The organism is Streptomyces sp. NPDC058637 (genome assembly GCF_042717325.1).
Classification (GTDB): Bacteria; Actinomycetota; Actinomycetes; order Streptomycetales; family Streptomycetaceae; genus Streptomyces.
On the sequence record NZ_JBHXRD010000003.1, the window covers coordinates 186371 to 204391 of the forward strand.

18 protein-coding genes and 1 pseudogene are annotated in these 18021 nt (G+C 72.9%); 10 read left to right on the forward strand and 9 right to left on the reverse strand.

Features of this window, described 5'->3' with window-relative positions; genetic code table 11:
* Window positions 1-63: 63 nt before the first annotated feature.
* Entirely contained in the window at window positions 64-1713 is a 1650-nt protein-coding gene (locus ACFWVP_RS04540) for an IclR family transcriptional regulator C-terminal domain-containing protein (RefSeq protein ID WP_384493507.1), read from the reverse strand.
* A gap of 115 nt (window positions 1714-1828) precedes the next feature.
* Here ACFWVP_RS04540 and ACFWVP_RS04545 point away from each other — a divergent pair, with 115 nt between their 5' ends.
* The 7 genes from ACFWVP_RS04545 to ACFWVP_RS04575 all read left to right on the forward strand — a co-directional run bounded on the left by ACFWVP_RS04545 (window position 1829) and on the right by ACFWVP_RS04575 (window position 8387).
* Window positions 1829-2626 (forward strand): CoA transferase subunit A, encoded by a 798-nt coding sequence (locus ACFWVP_RS04545; RefSeq protein ID WP_384493509.1) that lies wholly within the window; start codon window positions 1829-1831, stop codon window positions 2624-2626.
* A complete protein-coding gene (locus ACFWVP_RS04550) occupies window positions 2623-3258 on the forward strand; it encodes a CoA transferase subunit B (RefSeq protein ID WP_384493510.1) in 636 nt (211 codons plus the stop codon). Before ACFWVP_RS04545 ends, ACFWVP_RS04550 begins: the two co-directional genes overlap by 4 nt.
* Before the next feature lie 85 nt (window positions 3259-3343).
* Entirely contained in the window at window positions 3344-4105 is a 762-nt protein-coding gene (gene pcaH, locus ACFWVP_RS04555) for a protocatechuate 3,4-dioxygenase subunit beta (RefSeq protein ID WP_384493511.1), read from the forward strand.
* The gene (gene pcaG / locus ACFWVP_RS04560; RefSeq protein WP_384493513.1) at window positions 4102-4641 is read left to right on the forward strand and encodes a protocatechuate 3,4-dioxygenase subunit alpha; all 540 of its coding nucleotides are present in this window, start codon (window positions 4102-4104) and stop codon (window positions 4639-4641) included. Before pcaH ends, pcaG begins: the two co-directional genes overlap by 4 nt.
* The gene (pcaB, locus tag ACFWVP_RS04565) at window positions 4625-5992 is read left to right on the forward strand and encodes a 3-carboxy-cis,cis-muconate cycloisomerase (RefSeq protein ID WP_384493515.1); all 1368 of its coding nucleotides are present in this window, start codon (window positions 4625-4627) and stop codon (window positions 5990-5992) included. The genes pcaG and pcaB overlap by 17 nt, the downstream gene beginning before the upstream one ends.
* A complete protein-coding gene (pcaC, locus tag ACFWVP_RS04570) occupies window positions 5989-7203 on the forward strand; it encodes a 4-carboxymuconolactone decarboxylase (protein ID WP_384493517.1) in 1215 nt (404 codons plus the stop codon). Before pcaB ends, pcaC begins: the two co-directional genes overlap by 4 nt.
* The gene (locus ACFWVP_RS04575) at window positions 7203-8387 is read left to right on the forward strand and encodes a 4-hydroxybenzoate 3-monooxygenase (protein WP_384493518.1); all 1185 of its coding nucleotides are present in this window, start codon (window positions 7203-7205) and stop codon (window positions 8385-8387) included. The genes pcaC and ACFWVP_RS04575 overlap by 1 nt, the downstream gene beginning before the upstream one ends.
* A 49-nt stretch (window positions 8388-8436) precedes the next feature.
* Here ACFWVP_RS04575 and ACFWVP_RS04580 read toward each other — a convergent pair whose 3' ends face one another.
* The 6 genes from ACFWVP_RS04580 to ACFWVP_RS04605 all read right to left on the reverse strand — a co-directional run bounded on the left by ACFWVP_RS04580 (window position 8437) and on the right by ACFWVP_RS04605 (window position 14322).
* Window positions 8437-10155 (reverse strand): acyl-CoA dehydrogenase family protein, encoded by a 1719-nt coding sequence (locus tag ACFWVP_RS04580; protein ID WP_384493519.1) that lies wholly within the window; start codon window positions 10153-10155, stop codon window positions 8437-8439.
* Window positions 10156-10202: 47 nt separating this feature from the next.
* Window positions 10203-10769 (reverse strand): PadR family transcriptional regulator, encoded by a 567-nt coding sequence (locus ACFWVP_RS04585; protein WP_384493520.1) that lies wholly within the window; start codon window positions 10767-10769, stop codon window positions 10203-10205.
* A gap of 231 nt (window positions 10770-11000) precedes the next feature.
* Window positions 11001-12215 (reverse strand): D-mannonate dehydratase ManD, encoded by a 1215-nt coding sequence (gene manD / locus ACFWVP_RS04590; RefSeq protein WP_384493522.1) that lies wholly within the window; start codon window positions 12213-12215, stop codon window positions 11001-11003.
* A gap of 322 nt (window positions 12216-12537) precedes the next feature.
* Window positions 12538-13131 (reverse strand): isochorismatase family protein, encoded by a 594-nt coding sequence (locus ACFWVP_RS04595; protein ID WP_384493524.1) that lies wholly within the window; start codon window positions 13129-13131, stop codon window positions 12538-12540.
* 134 nt (window positions 13132-13265) lie between these two features.
* Window positions 13266-14021: a hypothetical protein gene (locus ACFWVP_RS04600; protein WP_384493525.1), complete on the reverse strand. Its 756-nt coding sequence runs from the start codon at window positions 14019-14021 to the stop codon at window positions 13266-13268.
* The gene (locus ACFWVP_RS04605) at window positions 14005-14322 is read right to left on the reverse strand and encodes a winged helix-turn-helix transcriptional regulator (protein ID WP_384493527.1); all 318 of its coding nucleotides are present in this window, start codon (window positions 14320-14322) and stop codon (window positions 14005-14007) included. Before ACFWVP_RS04605 ends, ACFWVP_RS04600 begins: the two co-directional genes overlap by 17 nt.
* Before the next feature lie 166 nt (window positions 14323-14488).
* Here ACFWVP_RS04605 and ACFWVP_RS04610 point away from each other — a divergent pair.
* Window positions 14489-14853, forward strand: a pseudogene (locus tag ACFWVP_RS04610) (DoxX family protein).
* A 113-nt stretch (window positions 14854-14966) separates the two neighbouring features.
* Here ACFWVP_RS04610 and ACFWVP_RS04615 read toward each other — a convergent pair.
* On the reverse strand, window positions 14967-15317 hold the full coding sequence (locus ACFWVP_RS04615; protein ID WP_384493529.1) for a hypothetical protein: 351 nt from the start codon (window positions 15315-15317) through the stop codon (window positions 14967-14969).
* A gap of 828 nt (window positions 15318-16145) precedes the next feature.
* Here ACFWVP_RS04615 and ACFWVP_RS04620 point away from each other — a divergent pair.
* Both ACFWVP_RS04620 and argB read left to right on the forward strand, forming a co-directional pair.
* Window positions 16146-16283 carry a hypothetical protein gene (locus ACFWVP_RS04620; protein ID WP_384493531.1) on the forward strand — a complete coding sequence of 46 codons (138 nt, stop codon included), beginning with the start codon at window positions 16146-16148 and terminating at the stop codon, window positions 16281-16283.
* Between the two features lie 17 nt (window positions 16284-16300).
* Entirely contained in the window at window positions 16301-17197 is an 897-nt protein-coding gene (argB, locus tag ACFWVP_RS04625) for an acetylglutamate kinase (RefSeq protein ID WP_384493532.1), read from the forward strand.
* A 130-nt stretch (window positions 17198-17327) separates the two neighbouring features.
* Here argB and ACFWVP_RS04630 read toward each other — a convergent pair whose 3' ends face one another.
* Window positions 17328-17849 carry a GNAT family N-acetyltransferase gene (locus ACFWVP_RS04630; protein ID WP_384493534.1) on the reverse strand — a complete coding sequence of 174 codons (522 nt, stop codon included), beginning with the start codon at window positions 17847-17849 and terminating at the stop codon, window positions 17328-17330.
* Window positions 17850-18021: the final 172 nt, after the last annotated feature.

The following is an 18021-nucleotide window of genomic DNA, read 5'->3' on the forward strand; positions in this document are numbered from 1 at the left end:
TGCCCGCCCCTCGATACGTGCCGCGCGGTCTTCCTGTTCAGCCGCCCATGGCCCTCTTCGGGGTCAGGAGGCGGAGACCCGGCTGAAGCGGCCCACGACGTGCAGGTCGGATTCGATCAGACCTGCGGCGGCGCGCAGTTCCGGGAGGACCTCGGCGAGACACTCGGCGACCGTGCGGCGGCTGACGTGCATGGCCACGTTGAGGGCGGCGACCGTGGTGCCCGAACGGTCGCGGACGGGCACGGCGAGGGAGCGCAGGCCCTCCTCCAGCTCCCCGTCGACCAGGGCGTGGTCCTTGCCCGCCACTTCCTCCAGCTCGGCCGCGAGTGCGGCGGGATCGGTGAGGGTGTGGGGGGTGAGGGCCGGCAGCCCGGTCCGGCCGAGCCGTGCGGCCCGCTCCTCCCCGGGCAGACCGGCGAGGAGGACCCGGCCCATCGAGGTGGCGTGGGCGGGGAAGCGCGTGCCGGTGGTGATGTTGACGCTCATGACGCGTTCGGTGGCGACGCGCGCGGTGTAGCGGATGTCGTCGCCGTCGAGGACCGCCAGGGAGGCGGAGTCGTGGAGGCGCCCGACCAGCCGGGCCATGTGCGGCAGGGCGATCTCGGGGAGGGTCGTGCGGGACAGCGGCGGATGACCGAGGCCGAGCACCCGCGGGGTCAGCCGGAAGAGGCGGTCCCGCGAGGTCACGTAGCCGAGGTGTTCCAGGGTGATCAGAGCCCGGCGGGCGGTGGCGCGGGCGAGTCCGGTGGTCTCGGCGACCGCGGCGAGGGTGAGCTCCTCCCGGCCCTCCCCGAAAGCCGTGACGACGCTCAGTCCGCGGGCCAGGGACTCGACGAACTCCGCGCCGAGTTCCTGCTTGGAGGCGCCGGTCCAGTGGGCGAGGCCGCCGGCGGCGCGGGCCGGCGCGGCGGGGTCCGCCCCGCGCAGTTCCCGCTCCATCACGGCCGCCGTGGCCCGCGCCCGGGCCAGGACCGTCCGCCGGAGCGAGTCCGCGCTGTGGCGGCTGGTGTGGCTGACCACGCTGAGCGCGCAGACCGTGTCTCCGTGGGGGTCGCGCACCGGTACGGCGACGGCGATCAGGCCCGGCTCGATGTTCTGGTCGTCCAGCGCCCAGCCGTCCTTCGCGGCCCGGGCCGCCCGTTCCCCGAAGGACGGGGTGTCGCCGTCGGCGGGGCGTGGCGGTACGGCGTACGGGCTGCGGCCCGGCGCGGGGGCGGCGGCCCGGCGCGCCCGCCATGCCGCCCAGTCCTGCGCGGACCAGCCCGCCGCGGCGAACAGCGGCCCCGGCGCGGTGGATTCGGCGGGCAGCAGGTCGCCGATCCTGAACGACAGCGACATGGCGCGGCGCCGGGTGGTCTGGTGCACGAAGCGGATGCCGTCCCCGTCGGGCACGGCCAGCGAGACCGACTCGTCGAGCTCCTCGGCGAGCCGCTCGGCCGGCGGGCCGAGCCGGGCGGGCAGGCGGAGGGCGGCCAGATAGGCGTTGCCCAGCTCCATGAGCCGCGGCGCGAGCCGCACCCCGTTCCCGTCGAGCTCCACGTAACCCATGCGGGCGAGCGTCGCCGCGATCCGGTCGACCGTGGACCGGGCGAGCCCGGTTGCCCGGACGAGATCGCCGAGGCTCGCCCCGCCGCCGGCGTCGCTGATCTCGCGCAGCACGGCGATCCCGCGCAGCAGCGGACCCACGGCCTCGGTGGGAAGTGTGTCCGGCATCGGTGTCCTCCAGGGCGTTGACACGCGTGCCAGGCGCACGCACACTCAGGGCGAGTCAGAAATGAACTGTAGTTCACCTGGCGAACTCAAGCGAGGACGGGAGTCGGTAACTTCCATGGACAAGGTCCAACGCTCCGCCGCGGAAGCGGTGGCGGGCATCTCGGACGGCGCGTCGCTCGCCGTCGGCGGCTTCGGTCTCAGCGGCGTCCCGAACGTACTGATCGACGCGGTGCACGACCGCGGCGTCGGCGGGCTCGGCGTGGTCTCCAACAACTGCGGTGTCGACGGCCGCGGACTCGGCGTCCTGCTCGCCGCCGGGCGCATCGCACGGGTCACCGGCTCGTACATCGGTGAGAACAGGGAGTTCGCCCGCCAGTACCTCGGCGGGGAGCTGGAGGTGGAGCTCGTCCCCCAGGGCACGCTCGCCGAGCGGCTGCGCGCGGGAGGCTGCGGCATACCCGCGTTCTTCACCCCGGCCGGCGTCGGCACCCAGGTCGCCGAGGGCGGGCTGCCCTGGCGCTACGCCCCGGACGGTTCGGTCGCGCTCCCCTCCCCCGCCAAGGAGGTCAGGGCGTTCGACGGCCGCGACCACGTCCTGGAGCACGGCATCACCACCGACTTCGCCCTGGTGCGGGCGGCCAGGGGCGACCGGCACGGGAACCTCGTCTTCAACAAGGCGACGCGCAACTTCAACCCGCTCGCGGCCATGGCGGGCAAGGTGACGATCGCCGAGGTGGAGGAGCTCGTCGAGCCCGGCGAGCTGGACCCGGACGCGATCCACCTGCCGGGCGTCTTCGTCCGGTTCGTGGTGCCGCTGACACCCGGGCAGGCCGCTGACAAGGCCGTGGAGCACCGCACGACATCCGCGGCCCCGGCGCACGCGACCGCGCGAGAGGCGGTGCGGCAGCGATGAGCTGGACCCGCGACGACATGGCCGCCCGCGCGGCGGCCGAGCTGACCGACGGTTCGTACGTGAACCTCGGGATCGGGCTGCCCACCCTCGTACCCGGTCACCTCCCCGCCGGGCGGGAGGTCGTCCTCCACTCGGAGAACGGCATCCTCGGCGTCGGACCGTACCCGTACGAGGACGATGTCGACCCCGACCTGATCAACGCCGGCAAGGAGACCGTCACGGTCCGGCCGGGCGCCGCGTTCTTCGACTCCGCGCTGTCCTTCGGGATGATCCGCGGGGGCCACGTCGACACCGCAGTCCTGGGTGCCATGCAGGTGTCGGCGAACGGCGACCTCGCCAACTGGTCCGTACCCGGCCGGATGATCAAGGGCATGGGCGGTGCGATGGACCTCGTCCACGGGGCCCGCCGTGTCCTCGTCCTGACCGAGCACACCGCGAAGGACGGTTCCCCCAAGCTGGTCCAGGAGTGCACGCTCCCGCTCACGGGCGCGGCGTGCGTGCACCGCGTCATCACGGACCTCGGGGTGTTCGACGTGACGGCCGACGGTTTCGCACTCCTGGAGACCGCTCCCGGCGTCACACCCGCCGAGGTGCGCGCACGGACGGCCGCGCCCGTGAAGGACCTGACGTGACCGGCGTACGCGGGGCGTACCCGGTCATCCCCCGCACCGGCGTACGCCGGGCGCCCGTCTCCGTCCCGGAAGGTGACACGACCCGATGATCCCGGACCAGCAGCAGATCAGCGCGGAGATCGCCGCCGCGCACCGGAAGGCCTCGGCCGGCGACGTGGCACCGCATCACCCGGCGCGCGATTTCGCCCCCTACCGCAGCAGCGTCCTGCGGCACCCGCGACAGCCGCTGGTCGCGGTGGGCGGCGACCCTGAGGCGACCGAGCTGACGGGGCCCGTCTTCGGGGCCACGGACGTCACGGAGCTCGACGCGGACCTGACCCGCCGTCACGCGGGCGAGCCGCTCGGCGAGCGCATCACCGTCGGCGGCAGGGTGCTGGACAGCGCCGGCCGGCCGGTGCGCGGGCAGCTCGTGGAGATCTGGCAGGCCAACGCCTCGGGCCGGTACGCACACCGGCGCGACCAGCACCCGGCGCCGCTGGACCCGAATTTCACCGGTGTCGGCCGTTGTCTCACCGATGAGCAGGGTGGCTACACGTTCACGACGGTCAAGCCCGGGGCGTACCCGTGGCGGAACCACACGAACGCCTGGCGCCCCGCGCACATCCACTTCTCGCTGTTCGGCACGTCGTTCACCCAGCGCCTGGTCACGCAGATGTACTTCCCCGGCGACCCGCTCTTCCCGTACGACCCGATCCTGCAGTCCGTCACCGACCCGGCGGCGCGCGCCCGGCTCGTGGCCGCGTACGACCACGAGCTGTCCACCCACGAGTGGTCGCTCGGCTACCGCTGGGACATAGTGCTCGACGGCCCGGCCGCGACGCTTCCGGACCCCGAGGAGAACCAGTGAGTCTTCCGCCGACGCCCTCGCAGACGGTGGGCCCCTTCTACGGGTACGCGCTCCCCTTCCCCGGGGGCGCGGAGATCGCCCCCACCGGGCATCCCGGCACGATCACGGTGCACGGGTACGTGACCGACGGGAACGGCGACCCCGTGCCGGACGCGCTGCTGGAGGTCTGGCAGGGCGGGGGCCGACCCGGTTCGATGCGCCGGGATCCGGTCACCGGGGGGTTCCTCGGCCGCAACGGCGTGGACTTCACCGGTTTCGGGCGGGTGCCGACCGACGCGGACGGACACTGGGCGGTTCGGACGCTGCCGCCCTCGGGCACGCCGTACCTTTCGGTGTGTCTGTTCGCACGCGGGCTGATGCACCACCTGTTCACGCGGGCGTATCTCGCGGAGGCCGTGGCCGATCCGCTGCTCGACGGACTGCCGCCTGAGCGGCGGAGCACCCTGGTCGCGGTGCCGGACGGCGAGCGTTCGTACAGGTTCGACATCCGCGTGCAGGGCGGGAAGGAGACGGTGTTCCTTGACTTCCACGGATGACGTCGGGCTGTTCGCCCCGGTGTGGGCGGGCAGCGGGGTGGAGGCGGCCACGAGCGACCACGCCTTCCTGCGGGCGATGCTGGAGGCCGAGGCCGCCCTGGCGCGGGCGCAGGATCCGGCGGCGGGCGCCACCGTCACGGCGGTGGCGCGCTCCGGCGGGTTCGACGCACGGTCCCTGGCCCTGCGGGCCGGGGCGGGCGGCAACCCGGTCATCCCGCTGGTGGCGGATCTCCGGGCCGCAGTGGCCGAACGGGTGCCGGATCACGCGGAGTTCGTGCACCGGGGCGCCACGAGTCAGGACATCCTGGACTCCGCGCTCATGCTCGTCGCGGGGCGCGCCCTGGACCTGCTGGCCGCGGACCTGGAGCGGACGGCCGGGTCGCTGTACACCCTCGCGGCCGGGCACCGCGAGGTGCCGATGGCGGGCCGTACGCTCACCCAGCACGCCGTGCCCACGTCGTTCGGCCTGAAGGCGGCGGGGTGGCGTGCGCTGGTGCTGGACGCGCTGGACCGGGTCGCACGGGTACGGGACTCCCTTCCGGCGCAGCTCGGCGGCGCGGCGGGGACGCTGGCGGCGTTCGGCGACGACGCCCTGTCCCTCGCCGCGGCCTACGCGCGGGAAACCGGCCTGGCCGAACCCGGACTGCCCTGGCACACGCTGCGCACGCCGGTCGCGGACCTGGGTGCGGCGCTGGCGTTCTGCGCCGGCGCACTGGGCAAGATCGCCGCCGATGTGCTGGTGCTGTCCCGTACCGAGGTGGGCGAGGTGGCCGAGGGCTCGGGCGGCGGTTCGTCCGCGATGCCGCACAAGAGCAATCCGGTCCGGGCCACGCTCGTCGCGTCCGCCGCCCGTCAGGTTCCGGCGCTCGCGTCGGTGCTCCTGGGTTCGCTGGCGGCCGAGGACGAACGCCCTGCGGGGGCGTGGCACGCGGAGTGGCTGCCGCTGCGTGAGGCGCTGCGGCTGACGGGCGGTGCGGCGTCCATGGCGGCCGGGCTCTGCGCGGAACTGACCGTGCGGCCGGACCGCATGCGGGCGAATCTCGGCCTGACGCACGGGCTGATGCTCACGGAGCGCGTACTGGCCGAACTGGCCCCGGTGCTGGGCCGTGACGAGGCCCGCCGGGTGGTGACAGAGGCGGCGCGCCGTGCGTCGCACCAGGGCACGGACGTCTTCCTGGACCCGGAACTGACGTCGCTGCTGTCCGCGGAGTCCCTCCGCGATCTCGCCCGGCCCGCCGGATACCTGGGATCCGCCCCGGCTCTGGTCGACCGGGCCCTTTCCCGCGGGTCCGGGCCGGGTTCCGGCACCCCTTCGCCCCGCCCGCTTCCCAGGACCCAGGAATCCTCATGACGCCCTTGCCGCACCATCGTGTCGACGGCCCCGCCGACGCCCCCGTCCTCGTGCTAGGCCCCTCTCTGGGGACGTCACTGTCCGTCTGGGACCCCCAGGTCCCGGCGCTCGCACAACGGTGGCGCGTCGTCCGCTGGGACCTCCCGGGCCACGGCGGCTCCCCCGCCACGCTGCTCCCCGCCGGGTCCACCGTCGCCGACCTGGGGCAGCTCGTCCTCGGGCTCGCCGACACGCTGGGCGTCGCTTCGTTCGCGTACGCCGGTGTCTCCCTCGGCGGTGCCGTCGGCACCTGGCTGGCCGCGCACCGCCCCGAGCGGGTCGAGTCCCTCGTGCTGGTCTGCTCGTCCGCTCGCTTCGGGGAACCGGGACCGTGGCTGGAGCGGGCCGGGCGGGTCCGGGTGGAGGGCACCGGACCGCTCGCCGCGACCGCGCCGGAGCGGTGGTTCACCCCGGCGTTCACGGAGTCGGGCGCACCCGCCGCCGGCCGGCTGGCCACCGACCGTCTCGTCGCCGACCATCTCGCCGTCGATCCGGAGGCGTACGCGGTGTGCTGCGAGGTGCTGGCCGGCCTCGACCTCCGCGCCGACCTGGACCGTGTCACCGCGCCCACCCTCGTCATCGGCGGCCGGGACGACCGCGCCACCCCGCCGGCGCACGCCCGCGCGCTCGCGGACGGCATCCGCGACGCCCACCTCGTCGAGCTCCCCCGCGCCGCGCACCTGGCGGTCGTCGAACGGCCGGAGGCCGTGCTGAACGCGCTGCGGACCCATCTGGGAGAGCCGCGCCCGGCCGGCATGGCCGTCCGCCGCGCCGTCCTCGGCGACGCGCACGTCGACCGGGCGATCGCCCGGACCACACCCTTCACGGCGCGATTCCAGGACTTCATCACCCGGTACGCCTGGGGCGAGATCTGGGCCGGTGACGTCCTGGACCGGCGCACCCGCAGCTGTATCACCCTCACGGCACTCGTCGCGGGCGGACACGACGACGAGCTGGCCATGCATGTCCGGGCGGCCGTACGGAACGGGCTCACCCCCCAGGAGATCGGCGAGGTCCTCCTGCAGTCCGCCGTGTACTGCGGGGTGCCGGCGGCCAACTCGGCCTTCGCGGTGGCGGATCGCGTCCTCGCGGAACTCGCGGAACTCACGGAATCCGGGGAACTCCGGGGTCTCGAAGAACCCGGAGTAATCGACGAACCGAAGGGGAACTGATGCGCACCACCGTCGGCATCATCGGTGGCGGGCCCGCCGGGCTGCTGCTCGCCCGGCTGCTGCACAACGCGGGCGTGGAGAGCGTCGTGCTGGAGCGGCGCGACCGCGCGTACGTCGAGCAGCGCCAGCGTGCCGGGATCCTCGAACAGGCGACCGTGGACGCGCTCCGCGAGGCCGGCGCCGGGGAGCGGCTGGACCGGGAGGGCATGCCCCACGACGGCATCGAGCTCCGCTTCGGCCGCCGCGCGCACCGCATCGACTTCCCGGCCCTGACCGGTGGGCGCAGCGTGATGGTGTACGCGCAGACCGAGGTCGTCAAGGACCTGATAGCCCTTCAGCTGGCCAGGGGCGGCCCCCTGCTGTTCGGGGCGGAGGTGACCGGCATCGACGGCGCCGACACGGCCACCCCTGCCGTCCGCTACCGGCACGAAGGCCGGGAGGAGACGCTGACCTGTGACTACGTCGTCGGCTGCGACGGCTTCCACGGGGTGGCGCGCGACGCCGTGCCGGAGTCGGTCCGGACGACGTACGAGCGGACGTACCCCTACTCCTGGCTCGGCATCCTCGCCGACGCGCCGCCCGTGTACGACGAGTTGGTCTATGCGCACTCCGAGCGCGGATTCGCCCTCGCCAGCATGCGTTCCCCGTCGGTGAGCCGCCTGTACCTCCAGGTCCCCAACGGCACCGACCCCGGCGACTGGTCCGACGCACGTGTCTGGGACGAGCTGGACGCCCGTTTCGCGACCGACGACGCGCCGGGGTGGAGGCTGGCGCGCGGCCGGATCACCTCGAAGGCCGTGCTGCCGATGCGCAGCCATGTCACCGAGCCCATGCGCCACGGCCGGGTCTTCCTCGCGGGCGACGCGGCGCACATCGTCCCGCCGACCGGGGCGAAGGGGCTGAACCTCGCCGCCGCCGATGTGATCGTGCTGGCCCGGGCGCTCGTCGCGTGGCAGGAGACCGGCTCGACCGGCCTGCTGGACTCCTACTCGGACACGTGTCTGCGCCGGGTGTGGCGGGCGGAGCTCTTCTCGTACTTCATGACGACGACGCTGCACACGGACCCGGCGCAGTCGGCGTTCGAGACCCGCCTCCAGCTGGCGCAGCTGGAGCGGGTGGCCACGTCGCCGCACGCGGCGGCGGAACTGGCGGAGAACTACACGGGCCTGCCGCTCCCCCGCTGATCGGGTCCCGGGTGCCCGCCGGATCCCGGCGGGCACCCGGTCCGCGTGGTTACGGCGCCATCTCGTACGACCCGGACAGGGCCTCGACGCGCTCCCAGACGCGTGCCGAGCGGGCCGCGTCGACGACGGGCCGCCGGACCGCGCCGATTGCCCAGCTCTGCTGCGCTCCGGTGGCCGACTCCTTGCCGTGCAGCTCCACCGCGTGGGCGGAGAAGTCGCCTACGAGCACGGCGAACAGCTCGTCGAGCACGTCCTGGTCCAGGTCGGTGAGGCGGGCCTGCTCCAGGACCAGCTGTCCGTGCACCACGAGTGCGAAGAGCTGGCCCACGGAGAGCAGGAAGTCGAGGTCGCTGCTCTGCTCCTCGTCGGGTGCGACGGTGGCGACGAAGTCGCACAGGGCGTCAGCCTGCTCCCGGAAGCGTGCGACGTTGGGCACGTCGGCGTAGGCGTCGTAGGCGGGGCGCCAGTCGTGGAAGCGTACGGAGCCCAGGCCGCGGGCCGGTCCCTGGCGGAAGAGGAACGCGTCGTCGGCGGCGTCGAGGCGGGTCGGGACGGGTGCGTACTCGGCCGGGTTCAGCAGGTGGTTGCGCATGAACTTGAGGATCAGCGCGAGATTGACGTGGACCGTGCCCTCCAGCTTCGGCAGCCCGCGGATCTCGACGGCGGCCTGGGCGAAGTAGGTGTCCTTCTCGAAGCCCTTGGCGGCGATGACGTCCCACATCAGGTCGATGACCTTCTCGCCCTCCGTGGTCACCTTCATCTTAGTCATCGGGTTGAAGAGCAGGTAGCGGCGGTCGTCCGGTCCGGCCGAGCGGAAGTAGTCGACGGCGCGGTCGCTGAACAGCTTCATGCCGACGAGCCGGACGTAGGCGTCGGCCAGCTCGCGGCGCACGTGCGGGAACGCGGTGACGGGGCGGCCGTACAGGACGCGGTTGTGCGCGTGGGTGACGGCCTCGTACATCGCGTGTTCGCAGATGCCGATCGAGGCGGTGCAGAGGTTGAACTTGCCGACGTTGACGGTGTTGAGCGCGGCGTCGAAGGCGGCGCGGCCGGTGTGCAGGACGTCGTCGGGGCCGACGGGGTAGTTGTCGAGGCGGAACTCGCTGACGTACTTGGACGAGTCGACGACGTTCTTCACCAGGTGGTACGCGGGGTGGCGGCTGTCGGCGGCGAAGAAGACGTAGCCGTCCGGGCCCTCGACGTCGGTGCGGCGGCCGAAGACGGAGACGAGACCGGCGGCGTTGCCGTTGCCGATGTAGTACTTGGAGCCGGTGGCCAGGAAGCCGCCGTCGCCGGCCGGCTCCAGGAGGAGGTCGGTGGAGTAGATGTCGGCGCCGTGGGCCTTCTCGGACAGGCCGAAGGCGAACACCTCGCCCTGGGAGAGGAGTTCCGCCGCGCGGGTGCGGGCGGCCTTGTTCCCGCTCTGCCAGACCGGGCCGAGACCGAGGACGGTCACCTGCCACGCGTACCAGTAGTCGAGGCCGTAGAACCCGAAGATCTCGTTGAGTGCGGCGATCCTGGCGGTGTCCCAGCGACGGCCCTCCCGGTCCGCGGCGGACGACGGGGTGAGGAAGGTGGCGAACAGCCCTTCCTCGGCGGCGAAGGCGAGGAAGTCGCCCAGCCAGGCGCGGGACCGGTAGTCCTCGATCAGCCGGCGCTTGCCGCGGGCCTCGAACCAGTCGACGGTCGCGCGCAGCAGCCTGCGGGTCTCGGGGTCGAAGTGGGCCGGGTCGTAGGTGTGCGGGTTGAACAGCAGCGGGTCGGTCATCGGGGTCCGTCTTCCGGGGGTCGGGGGTTTGCGGGGCACGGGGCGGTTCAGGTGCGTGGGTGGTCACCGGAGACGCGGTGGAGGGTGGCGAGCACGTCGTCGAGCCAGGCGATCGTCATCCGCTCGTACGCGATGCCGCCGCGCAGCACGACGTGCTGCAGCTCCTGGCCTGCGTCGAGGGGCGCGGGGGCGTCCGGTCCGGTGAAGTCACGGAGCTCGCCGGCGAGGTAGTGCGCCAGCCGGTCGCTGTGGACCCGGTGGTGCCGTTCGACCTCGCGGACCAGCGCGGCCGGGTCGTCGAAGGCGGCGCCGCGGATCTTCACGGCGAGGTCGTGGCGGATGCTCTCGGGTTCGATCGGCTCGTGGAGCCACCGGGAGAGGGCGTCGCGGCCGGGGCCGGCGACGGAGTACTCCTTCTTGTCCGGCCGGCGCTCCTGGGGCACGTCGCGGACGTCGAGCAGGCCGTCGCCCTCCATGCGTTTGAGGACGCGGTAGATCTGCTGGTGGGTGGCGGTCCAGAAGTAGCCGATGGACCGCTCGAACCGCCGGGCCAGTTCGTAGCCGGAACCCGGCTGCTCCAGCAGGGAGACGAGGATCGCGTGTTCGAGCGCCATACCCCGATCGTTCTATGCAACTGGTTGCATAGGCAAGCCGCGCCGCCCTGATGAGACACGGCTCACGGTGCCGGCGGCCGGGGCGCGGCACGTCGGCGGACGGCTACCGCCCTGGCGGCGGGCGCCGATCCGCGTGGACGGGCCCGACCGGCGAGTTCTCCCGCCGCCCCCGGTTCGGGGTCGTACCGGAGAGGTGGGGCGGGCGACGGCGCGTGGCCTTCCCGTCGGGGTTCACCAGTCGTGGACGGTGCCGTCCCGCAGACGGTTCACGGGCAGGTACGCCGCCTCGTACGGGTGGGCTGCCGCCGCCTCCTCGTCGAGTTCCACGCCGATTCCGGGTGCTTCGCCCGGGTGCAGGTGTCCGTCGGTGAACGTGTAGGCGTGCCGGAACATCTCCTCGGTGAGCGGGGTGTGGCCCGAGTACTCCTGGATGCCGAAGTTGTGGACGGCGAGGTCGAGGTGGACGGCTGCCGCCATCCCGACCGGGGAGATGTCCTCGGGGCCGTGCACGGCCGTCCTGATCTGGTACAGGGCGGCGAAGTCGAAGAGCTTCCGCAGTGGTGTGACGCCGCCGAAGTGCGTGACCGCGGACCGCACGTAGTCGATCAGCTGCTCGGTGATCAGCGTCTGGTAGTCGTACACGGTGTTGAAGACCTCGCCCACGGCCAGCGGTGTGGTGGTGTGGCGGCGGACCGTGCGCAGGGCCTCCTGGTTCTCCGCGGGCGTGCAGTCCTCCAGCCAGAACGGCCGGTAGGGCTCCAGGTCCTTGCCGAGCCGGGCGGCCTGGACCGGCGTCAGCCGGTGGTGCACGTCGTGGAGCAGCGGCAGTTCGGCGCCGAACTCCGCGCGGACGGCGTCGAAGACCGCGGGGACGTGGCGGAGGTAGGCCTCGGAGTCCCAGTCCTCGACCAGGGGCCGGGCCTTCTGGTGGAGCACCGGCGCGCCCTCACGGTCCGTGCTGTGCACCCCGTACACGGCCTTCAGGCCGGGGATGCCCGACTGGACACGCACCGCCGGGTACCCCTCGGCGAGGCGCGCCCTGACGGAGTCGAGCAGTTCGGGGATGTCACGGCCGTTGGCGTGCCCGTAGGCACGGACGCGCTCCCGGCTCGCGCCTCCCAGGAGCTGGTACAGCGGAAGTCCGGCGGCCTTGGCCTTGATGTCCCACAGCGCGACGTCGACGGCGGCGAGGGCGGCCATCGTCACCGGTCCGCGCCGCCAGTAGGCACCGCGGTACAGGAACTGCCAGGTGTCCTCGATGCGGTGCGGGTCCCCGCCGATGAGCAGGGGGGCGACGTGGTCGGTGAGGTAGCTGACGACGGCCAGTTCCCTGCCGTTGAGTGTGGCGTCGCCCAGGCCGGTGAGTCCGTCGTCGGTCGTCAGCCTCAGCGTGACGAAGTTCCGGCCGGGGCAGGTGACGACCACCGTCGCGTCGACGATCTTCATGCGAATACTCTCCCCGTGGGGTGGGTGCGGTGGGCCGGGGCGGCCCCCGGGCTGCCGCCGTCAACCCTGCACCACACGGTGCGCAGCCGGTCCGCCGGGGCGGGCGAACACCCGGACCGCCGGGGCCGGCTGCCGTAGCGCCCGCGTGTTCCGACGGGTACGGATACGGCTCACCGGGCGCCCGGTCGTCCTGGCGGCGGTTCTCGCCGCCGTCCTCGCCACGGTCCCGGCGGTCCTCCGGGGACCCGGCTTCCCGCCCCGTGGTGGTCCAGCCCCCGCCGGCCGGTCCGCCACGCCGGGCGCGGTGGCGCGGTGCCCTGGACTAACGCGCCACGGGCGCCTCCCCGGACACCGCGATCCCTGCCCGGCGGAAGTCGTCCACGGCGGCTGCGGTCGTGTCGGGGGCGACCCCGACCGAGTAGTCCAGGCGTACACGGGCCCGGAATCCAGCCGCGACGGCGTCCAGCGCGGTGGCACGCACACAGTGGTCCGTGGCGATGCCCACGACGTCGACGTCCTCCACCCCACGGGCACGCAGCCAGTCGGCCAGGGAGGTGCCTTCCGCGTCCGCGCCCTCGAACCCGCTCTTGGAAGCGCTGTGCGCACCCTTGAAGAAGACCGCGTCGACCTTGCCTCCGGTGACGGCGGGGGCGAAGTGCGGGTGGAACTCACCGCCTTCGTTCCCTGCCACGCAGTGGACGGGGAAACTGTCCTGGAAGTCGGGGTTCGCGGAGAAGTGGCTCCCGGGGTCGATGTGGTGGTCCCGGGTCGCGACGACGTACCGGTAGTCGTCCCCCGCGCTCCGCTCCACCAGATCGGCGATCGCCGTCGCGATCCTCGCACCGCCCGCGACGGGAATGCTGCCTCCCTCGCAGAAGTCGTTCTGCACATCCACGACGATCAGTCCTCGGCTCATCACGAACACCTTTCACTGGGTACGAACGGGAAGTACTGCGACGGACATCCGATCCGGCCCTCCGCGTTCTACCGGCTGCCCCGGCCCGCGCCGGTGGCCCCACCACCGTCGCTCACCTGGACGGCCCAGGACATTCACCGCAGGAACGATTCGCACCGCGCCGGAAACAGCCGTGCGCCAGGGGGCAGTTCGCGCGGTCGCAGGCCGATGACGCGCAGGCAGTTCTCCTGTCCGTCCTGCCCCGACGGGTAGGCGAGGGTCACCGCGCCGAGGGCGGTGACGGAACCGCCCGTGTGCAGTTCCGCCGCCTGGGTGCCGGCGGGGAGGCGTCCCGCGAGACGTCCGAAGGCAGCCGTACCGTCACCGTCGGCGACTGATTCCTCGACGTCGAAGCGCCAGTGCGCCGCCGCGTCGGCCAGCAACAGCTTGCCCGCACGTCCCGGACTCGCGAGGAAGGCGGCCCGGGACCGCACATGACCGGCTACGGCGCAACAGATCCGAACCGTCTCGCCGTGGGGTGTGGCCACCCGTGCGTGGGCGGGGTGCGGGACGAAGGACAGGGCTTCGTCCAGCAGCCCCAACGCGGCGTCCCGGGCGGCGACATGCCCGTGCCGCGCGATGTCGAGGAGGAGCGGAGCCGCCACGGCCGCCGCCGGGTACACCTCTCCGCTGTGTTCGTGCACGATGCCGCCACAGCCCAGGAGCGAACCGGCCCGGGCCGCCTGGACCTGGTTCGTCGCGGCGGCCAGGGTGCGCAGCCCCACGGCGATCCGGCCCGGCTCGTACCGGTCGGGCGGGCCCGGCACGGCGTGCCAGTCCACCGCGTCCGTCTCGTCCGTCACCCCGTACCGCGTCTCCGCCCGGGGCGGCCGGTCATCCGGCCCGGTCACCGTAGGCGGCCCTGCTGGCTTCGATGTCCGCGATGTGCTCGATCGCCCAGCCCGCGAGCGCGAGCGCCGGTGGGATGAGGCTGCGCCCGGTGGGCGTCGGGGCGTACTCGACCCGGGGCGGGACCTCCGCGTACGCCGTCCGGGACACGAGGCCGTCGCGCTCCAGGTTCCGCAGGGTCGGTGTCAGCATCCGCTGCGAGATCCCGGGTGTCCGCCGGTGCAGGTCGGTGAAGCGCAGGCGCCCCTGCTCCAGGGTCGTCACGATCAGCAGGGTCCGTTTGCCGTAGATCCGGTCGAGCACGGCACGGATCGTGCGCCCTCCGTCCCCCGGATCATGCAGGTGTGCCGGTACCGCGACATGACAACTCCTTGTGCCTGGCGCACATCCGTGTGCCTTTTGTAAGCCGTTCAACAGTGACTCATGATGAGGCAACTTACGCCTGGTAACCATCATGCAAGGGGCCACCGTGGACATCGCCCACTGGATCGTCGCCGCACTGCTGGCGGTCCTCTACCTCTACGCCGGTGGCAAGAAGGTCCTGCAGGACCAGGCGCGGCTGCGGCCCATGATGGGGTGGGTCGACCGCGTACCCATGCCGATCGTCAGGCTCGTCGGGACGCTGGAGGTCCTCGGCGCGGCGGGCGTCGTCCTGCCGCCGCTGACCTCGGTCGCCGCTGGCTCGCCGTCGCCGCGGCGATCGGCCTCGCCCTGATCCAGGTCGGGGGCGTCGTGGTGCACGTGTCCCGCGGTGAGGCCCGGCAGATCGGACCCAACACCGCCCTGCTGGTGGCCGCCGTCGCGACCGCCTGGCTGGGGACCACCTGGCTCTGACCGGCGGAGCCCCCGGCCCGTCGGGACGGCGCCCCCGCCCACGAGGGCCGGGCCGCCGCCCCCGCCCCACCGCTCCGCCGTCGCGCGACGGCACGGTGGCACGGGGGTTCGCGTCAGTTGAGCGGTGCGGGAGGCGGTGTGCCGTAGAAGGTGATCGGCGGCCAGCCCTTCGCCTCGGCTATCTCGGACAGCGCGTTCGCGATCTCCAAGGGGGTGATCTCCTGCGCCGTGGGTACACCGTTGGGCCGGTCCACCCGCACGCTGAAGGTCATCTCCATCATCAGGTCGGAATCCGAGATGCTCGCCTGCGCCCCGAACTCGGTGCCCTGCGGGAACTCGACCGCGTCGGCCTGCGCGCCGTCCACGCCGGTGGCGGCGGTGGCCGCCCCGGCCGAGGCGAACACCGCGCCCGCCGCGGCCGTTCCCGAGTATCCCAGCAGCGACCTTCTGGACATGTTCGCCATGGTCCCCTCCTCCTGTCGTTCCCCCGCGCCCCTCGGCGGGAGCCATGATCGATCCTAGGGACGGCCCCGGGGAGGACGAGGTGCTTCCGTTCATTTCCCGTACCTGGGCACGAGTCGCCCCGGCACCCCGGCAGTTGACCTCCGTACGACCGCCGGGGAGGCAGGCGGACCGACGCCAGGACCCACATTATTTAGGTTAGGCTAAGCTAAAGAAATCTTGGCGGTTCGGACCCCCACGGCGCGTACGTCGCCAGGGGAGGGAATTCACTCATGGGCCTGTCCACCATCGACTCGTATCCGATGCCGGAACGCACCGCTCTCCCCCGGTCACGCGTGTCCTGGAGGATCGATCCCGCGCGTCGCGCTGCTCGTCCCGGACATGCGGAACCACTTCGTCGACGCGTTCCCGGCGGGCCGGTCGCCCGTGGTGGGGTGGAGCTCGTCGACACCATCGCGGCCCTCAGCGAACTCGCGGCGACGCCGCGCATGCCGGTCGTGTTCGGTGCGGAGCCGGCCGGACAGGCTCCGGGACAGCGTGGGCTCGTCGGCGACGTGTGGGGTCCGGGCATCGGGAACGAGCCGGACGCGACCGCGGTCGTCGCGCCGCTCACGCCCCGCCCCGCCCCGGCGAGCACCTGCCGGCGAACGTGCGTCACAACGCCCCTGCGCAGCAATCTGGGCAGACTGCCGCGCCATGAACGACGTCCAGCCGTTCGTCGCCGCCGACGCGGTGGCCGACGTCTCCGCCGAGGAACACGCCCGAAGAACGCGTGACCGCGTCACCAGCGGCACACGTCACGCACACCGACACCACGAGAGACGGAGACCATGACCGTACGGGCCGCGGAGGCCGGATCCAGTGACGTGACCGGCGGGGAGACCCCCCGCAGGCTGTCGCATCCGGATGTGGGAATCGGCACGACGACCGCGCACGACAGCGGGTACGGCAGCGGGTGCGACCTGTGAACGGGGTGGGGGCGGACATGAGGGCGGTCACCGGCGACCACGTGGACGCGGAGCCACCGCCACGGCCCGAGGAACCGCGACGCGGCACGGTCGTCGTCAAGTTCGGCGGTAACGCCATGGTGGACGCGGACCTGCAGCGGTCGTTCGCCCAGGACGTCGTGGAGCTGTGGCGCGCGGGCCTGCGCCCGGTCGTCGTCCACGGGGGCGGGCCGCAGATCAGCGCGATGCTCGACCGGCTCGGCCTGGAGACCCGTTTCGAGGCGGGGCTGCGGGTGACCACTGCGGAGACCATGGACGTGGTGCGTATGGTCCTGTCCGGCGGTGTCCAGCGGGAGCTGGTCGGCCACATCAACGCCCATGGGCCCTTCGCCGTGGGTGTGACGGGCGAGGACGCGCACACCATGACGGCAGTGCGGCGGCAGGCCTGGGTGGACGGACGGCCGGTGGACATCGGCCTCGTCGGCGACATCGTGGACGTGAACCCGGGCATGGTGCGCACCCTCCTGGAGCAGGGGCACATCCCGGTGGTCTCCCCCGTGGCGCGCGGCGAGGAGGGGGAGGTCTACAACGTCAACGCCGACCTGGCGGCGTCGGCCCTGGCCGTGGCCCTCGGAGCGGAACGGCTGGTGGTGCTCACCGACGTGGAGGGGCTGTACGCGAACTGGCCGCACAGCACCGAGGTGATCGAGCGCCTGACGGCCGCCGCGCTGGACGAGCTGCTGCCGGGCCTGACGAGCGGCATGCTGCCGAAGATGGAAGGCTGCCTGCGCGCCGTCCGGGGTGGCGTGCGCAGCGCGCACGTCCTCGACGGCCGGGTGCCGCACGCGGTGCTGCGAGGGGTCCTCGATGAGTCCGGACCGGGCACCACCGTGGTGCCCGACACCAGCCCGGCCCACGACCTGAACCCGGTCTGACCCCGGTCCGGTCCCGGTGGCCCCGCAGCTGCCCCGGACCCCTGTCCGGGGCGGGCCGCGGCACGGGATGCGCCCGATCCTCACGGATACGCGGACGACCACCGGAAAGCGCGCACATGGGGGTGGACGGTCACAGGGTCCTCGCGAGGATGCGCGCGTCGCGCCGCGGGTCCAGTGACTCCGCCCAGGACCGCGGCGCCTGACGTACCGTCGCGGGCGCGAACCCGTAGCGCAGGAAGAGGCCGCCACCGCCGGTCGTCGCCGTGAACAGGGAGCCGAGCGCCTGGGCGCGCGCCACGGACAGAGCGGCGCGCAGGAGCACCGCCCCCACGCCGCGCCCCTGCATGTGCCCGGCCACGCAGAAGTTGTAGAGAACACCTGCGGGTCCACGGTCCTCCCCCGGGTCGGCGGGGTGCACGCACAGGCCGGCACATGCTTCGAGACTGCCTCCTGGGCCCTCCGCCACGAGGAAGTCGGCCGCGCGGGTGGCGTAGAGCGACGCGGGCCGCTCCCGCAGCGCACCCGAGCGCATGAAGGGCCGGGACAGGTCGGCGAGTTCCGCGGCTTCCTCCACGCGGGCGAAGCGCACGGAGGGTGCAGGCGCGAGGAGCGCATGCGGCAGGGGGGCGGGACGCGGCGTAGCCGTGATCAAGGCTTTCCTTCCTCGGTTCCACGAACGAAGAGCGGCTCCAACGAAACAGGCGAGCTAAGGTTAGCCTTACCTAAGTCACGCGTCCAGCGGGGATCGGGTGCCGCAGGACACTTCGCGGCGTCACGCGGCCCGCAAATCCGCGGTGAACAGCGACGTCTGACACCCCGCCGGT

Bases quoted from the DNA above. Each gene is read 5' to 3' on its own strand.
- ACFWVP_RS04540 (WP_384493507.1), bottom strand. From the start codon at position 1,713: ATGCCGGACACACTTCCCACCGAGGCCGTGGGTCCGCTGCTGCGCGGG.
- pcaH (WP_384493511.1), top strand. From the start codon at position 3,344: ATGATCCCGGACCAGCAGCAGATCAGCGCGGAGATCGCCGCCGCGCAC.
- ACFWVP_RS04550 (WP_384493510.1), top strand. From the start codon at position 2,623: ATGAGCTGGACCCGCGACGACATGGCCGCCCGCGCGGCGGCCGAGCTG.
- manD (WP_384493522.1), bottom strand. From the start codon at position 12,215: ATGAAGATCGTCGACGCGACGGTGGTCGTCACCTGCCCCGGCCGGAAC.
- ACFWVP_RS04620 (WP_384493531.1), top strand. From the start codon at position 16,146: ATGACCGTACGGGCCGCGGAGGCCGGATCCAGTGACGTGACCGGCGGG.
- pcaC (WP_384493517.1), top strand. From the start codon at position 5,989: ATGACGCCCTTGCCGCACCATCGTGTCGACGGCCCCGCCGACGCCCCC.
- argB (WP_384493532.1), top strand. From the start codon at position 16,301: ATGAGGGCGGTCACCGGCGACCACGTGGACGCGGAGCCACCGCCACGG.
- ACFWVP_RS04580 (WP_384493519.1), bottom strand. From the start codon at position 10,155: ATGACCGACCCGCTGCTGTTCAACCCGCACACCTACGACCCGGCCCAC.
- ACFWVP_RS04595 (WP_384493524.1), bottom strand. From the start codon at position 13,131: ATGAGCCGAGGACTGATCGTCGTGGATGTGCAGAACGACTTCTGCGAG.
- ACFWVP_RS04575 (WP_384493518.1), top strand. From the start codon at position 7,203: ATGCGCACCACCGTCGGCATCATCGGTGGCGGGCCCGCCGGGCTGCTG.
- ACFWVP_RS04585 (WP_384493520.1), bottom strand. From the start codon at position 10,769: ATGGCGCTCGAACACGCGATCCTCGTCTCCCTGCTGGAGCAGCCGGGT.
- ACFWVP_RS04615 (WP_384493529.1), bottom strand. From the start codon at position 15,317: ATGGCGAACATGTCCAGAAGGTCGCTGCTGGGATACTCGGGAACGGCC.
- ACFWVP_RS04545 (WP_384493509.1), top strand. From the start codon at position 1,829: ATGGACAAGGTCCAACGCTCCGCCGCGGAAGCGGTGGCGGGCATCTCG.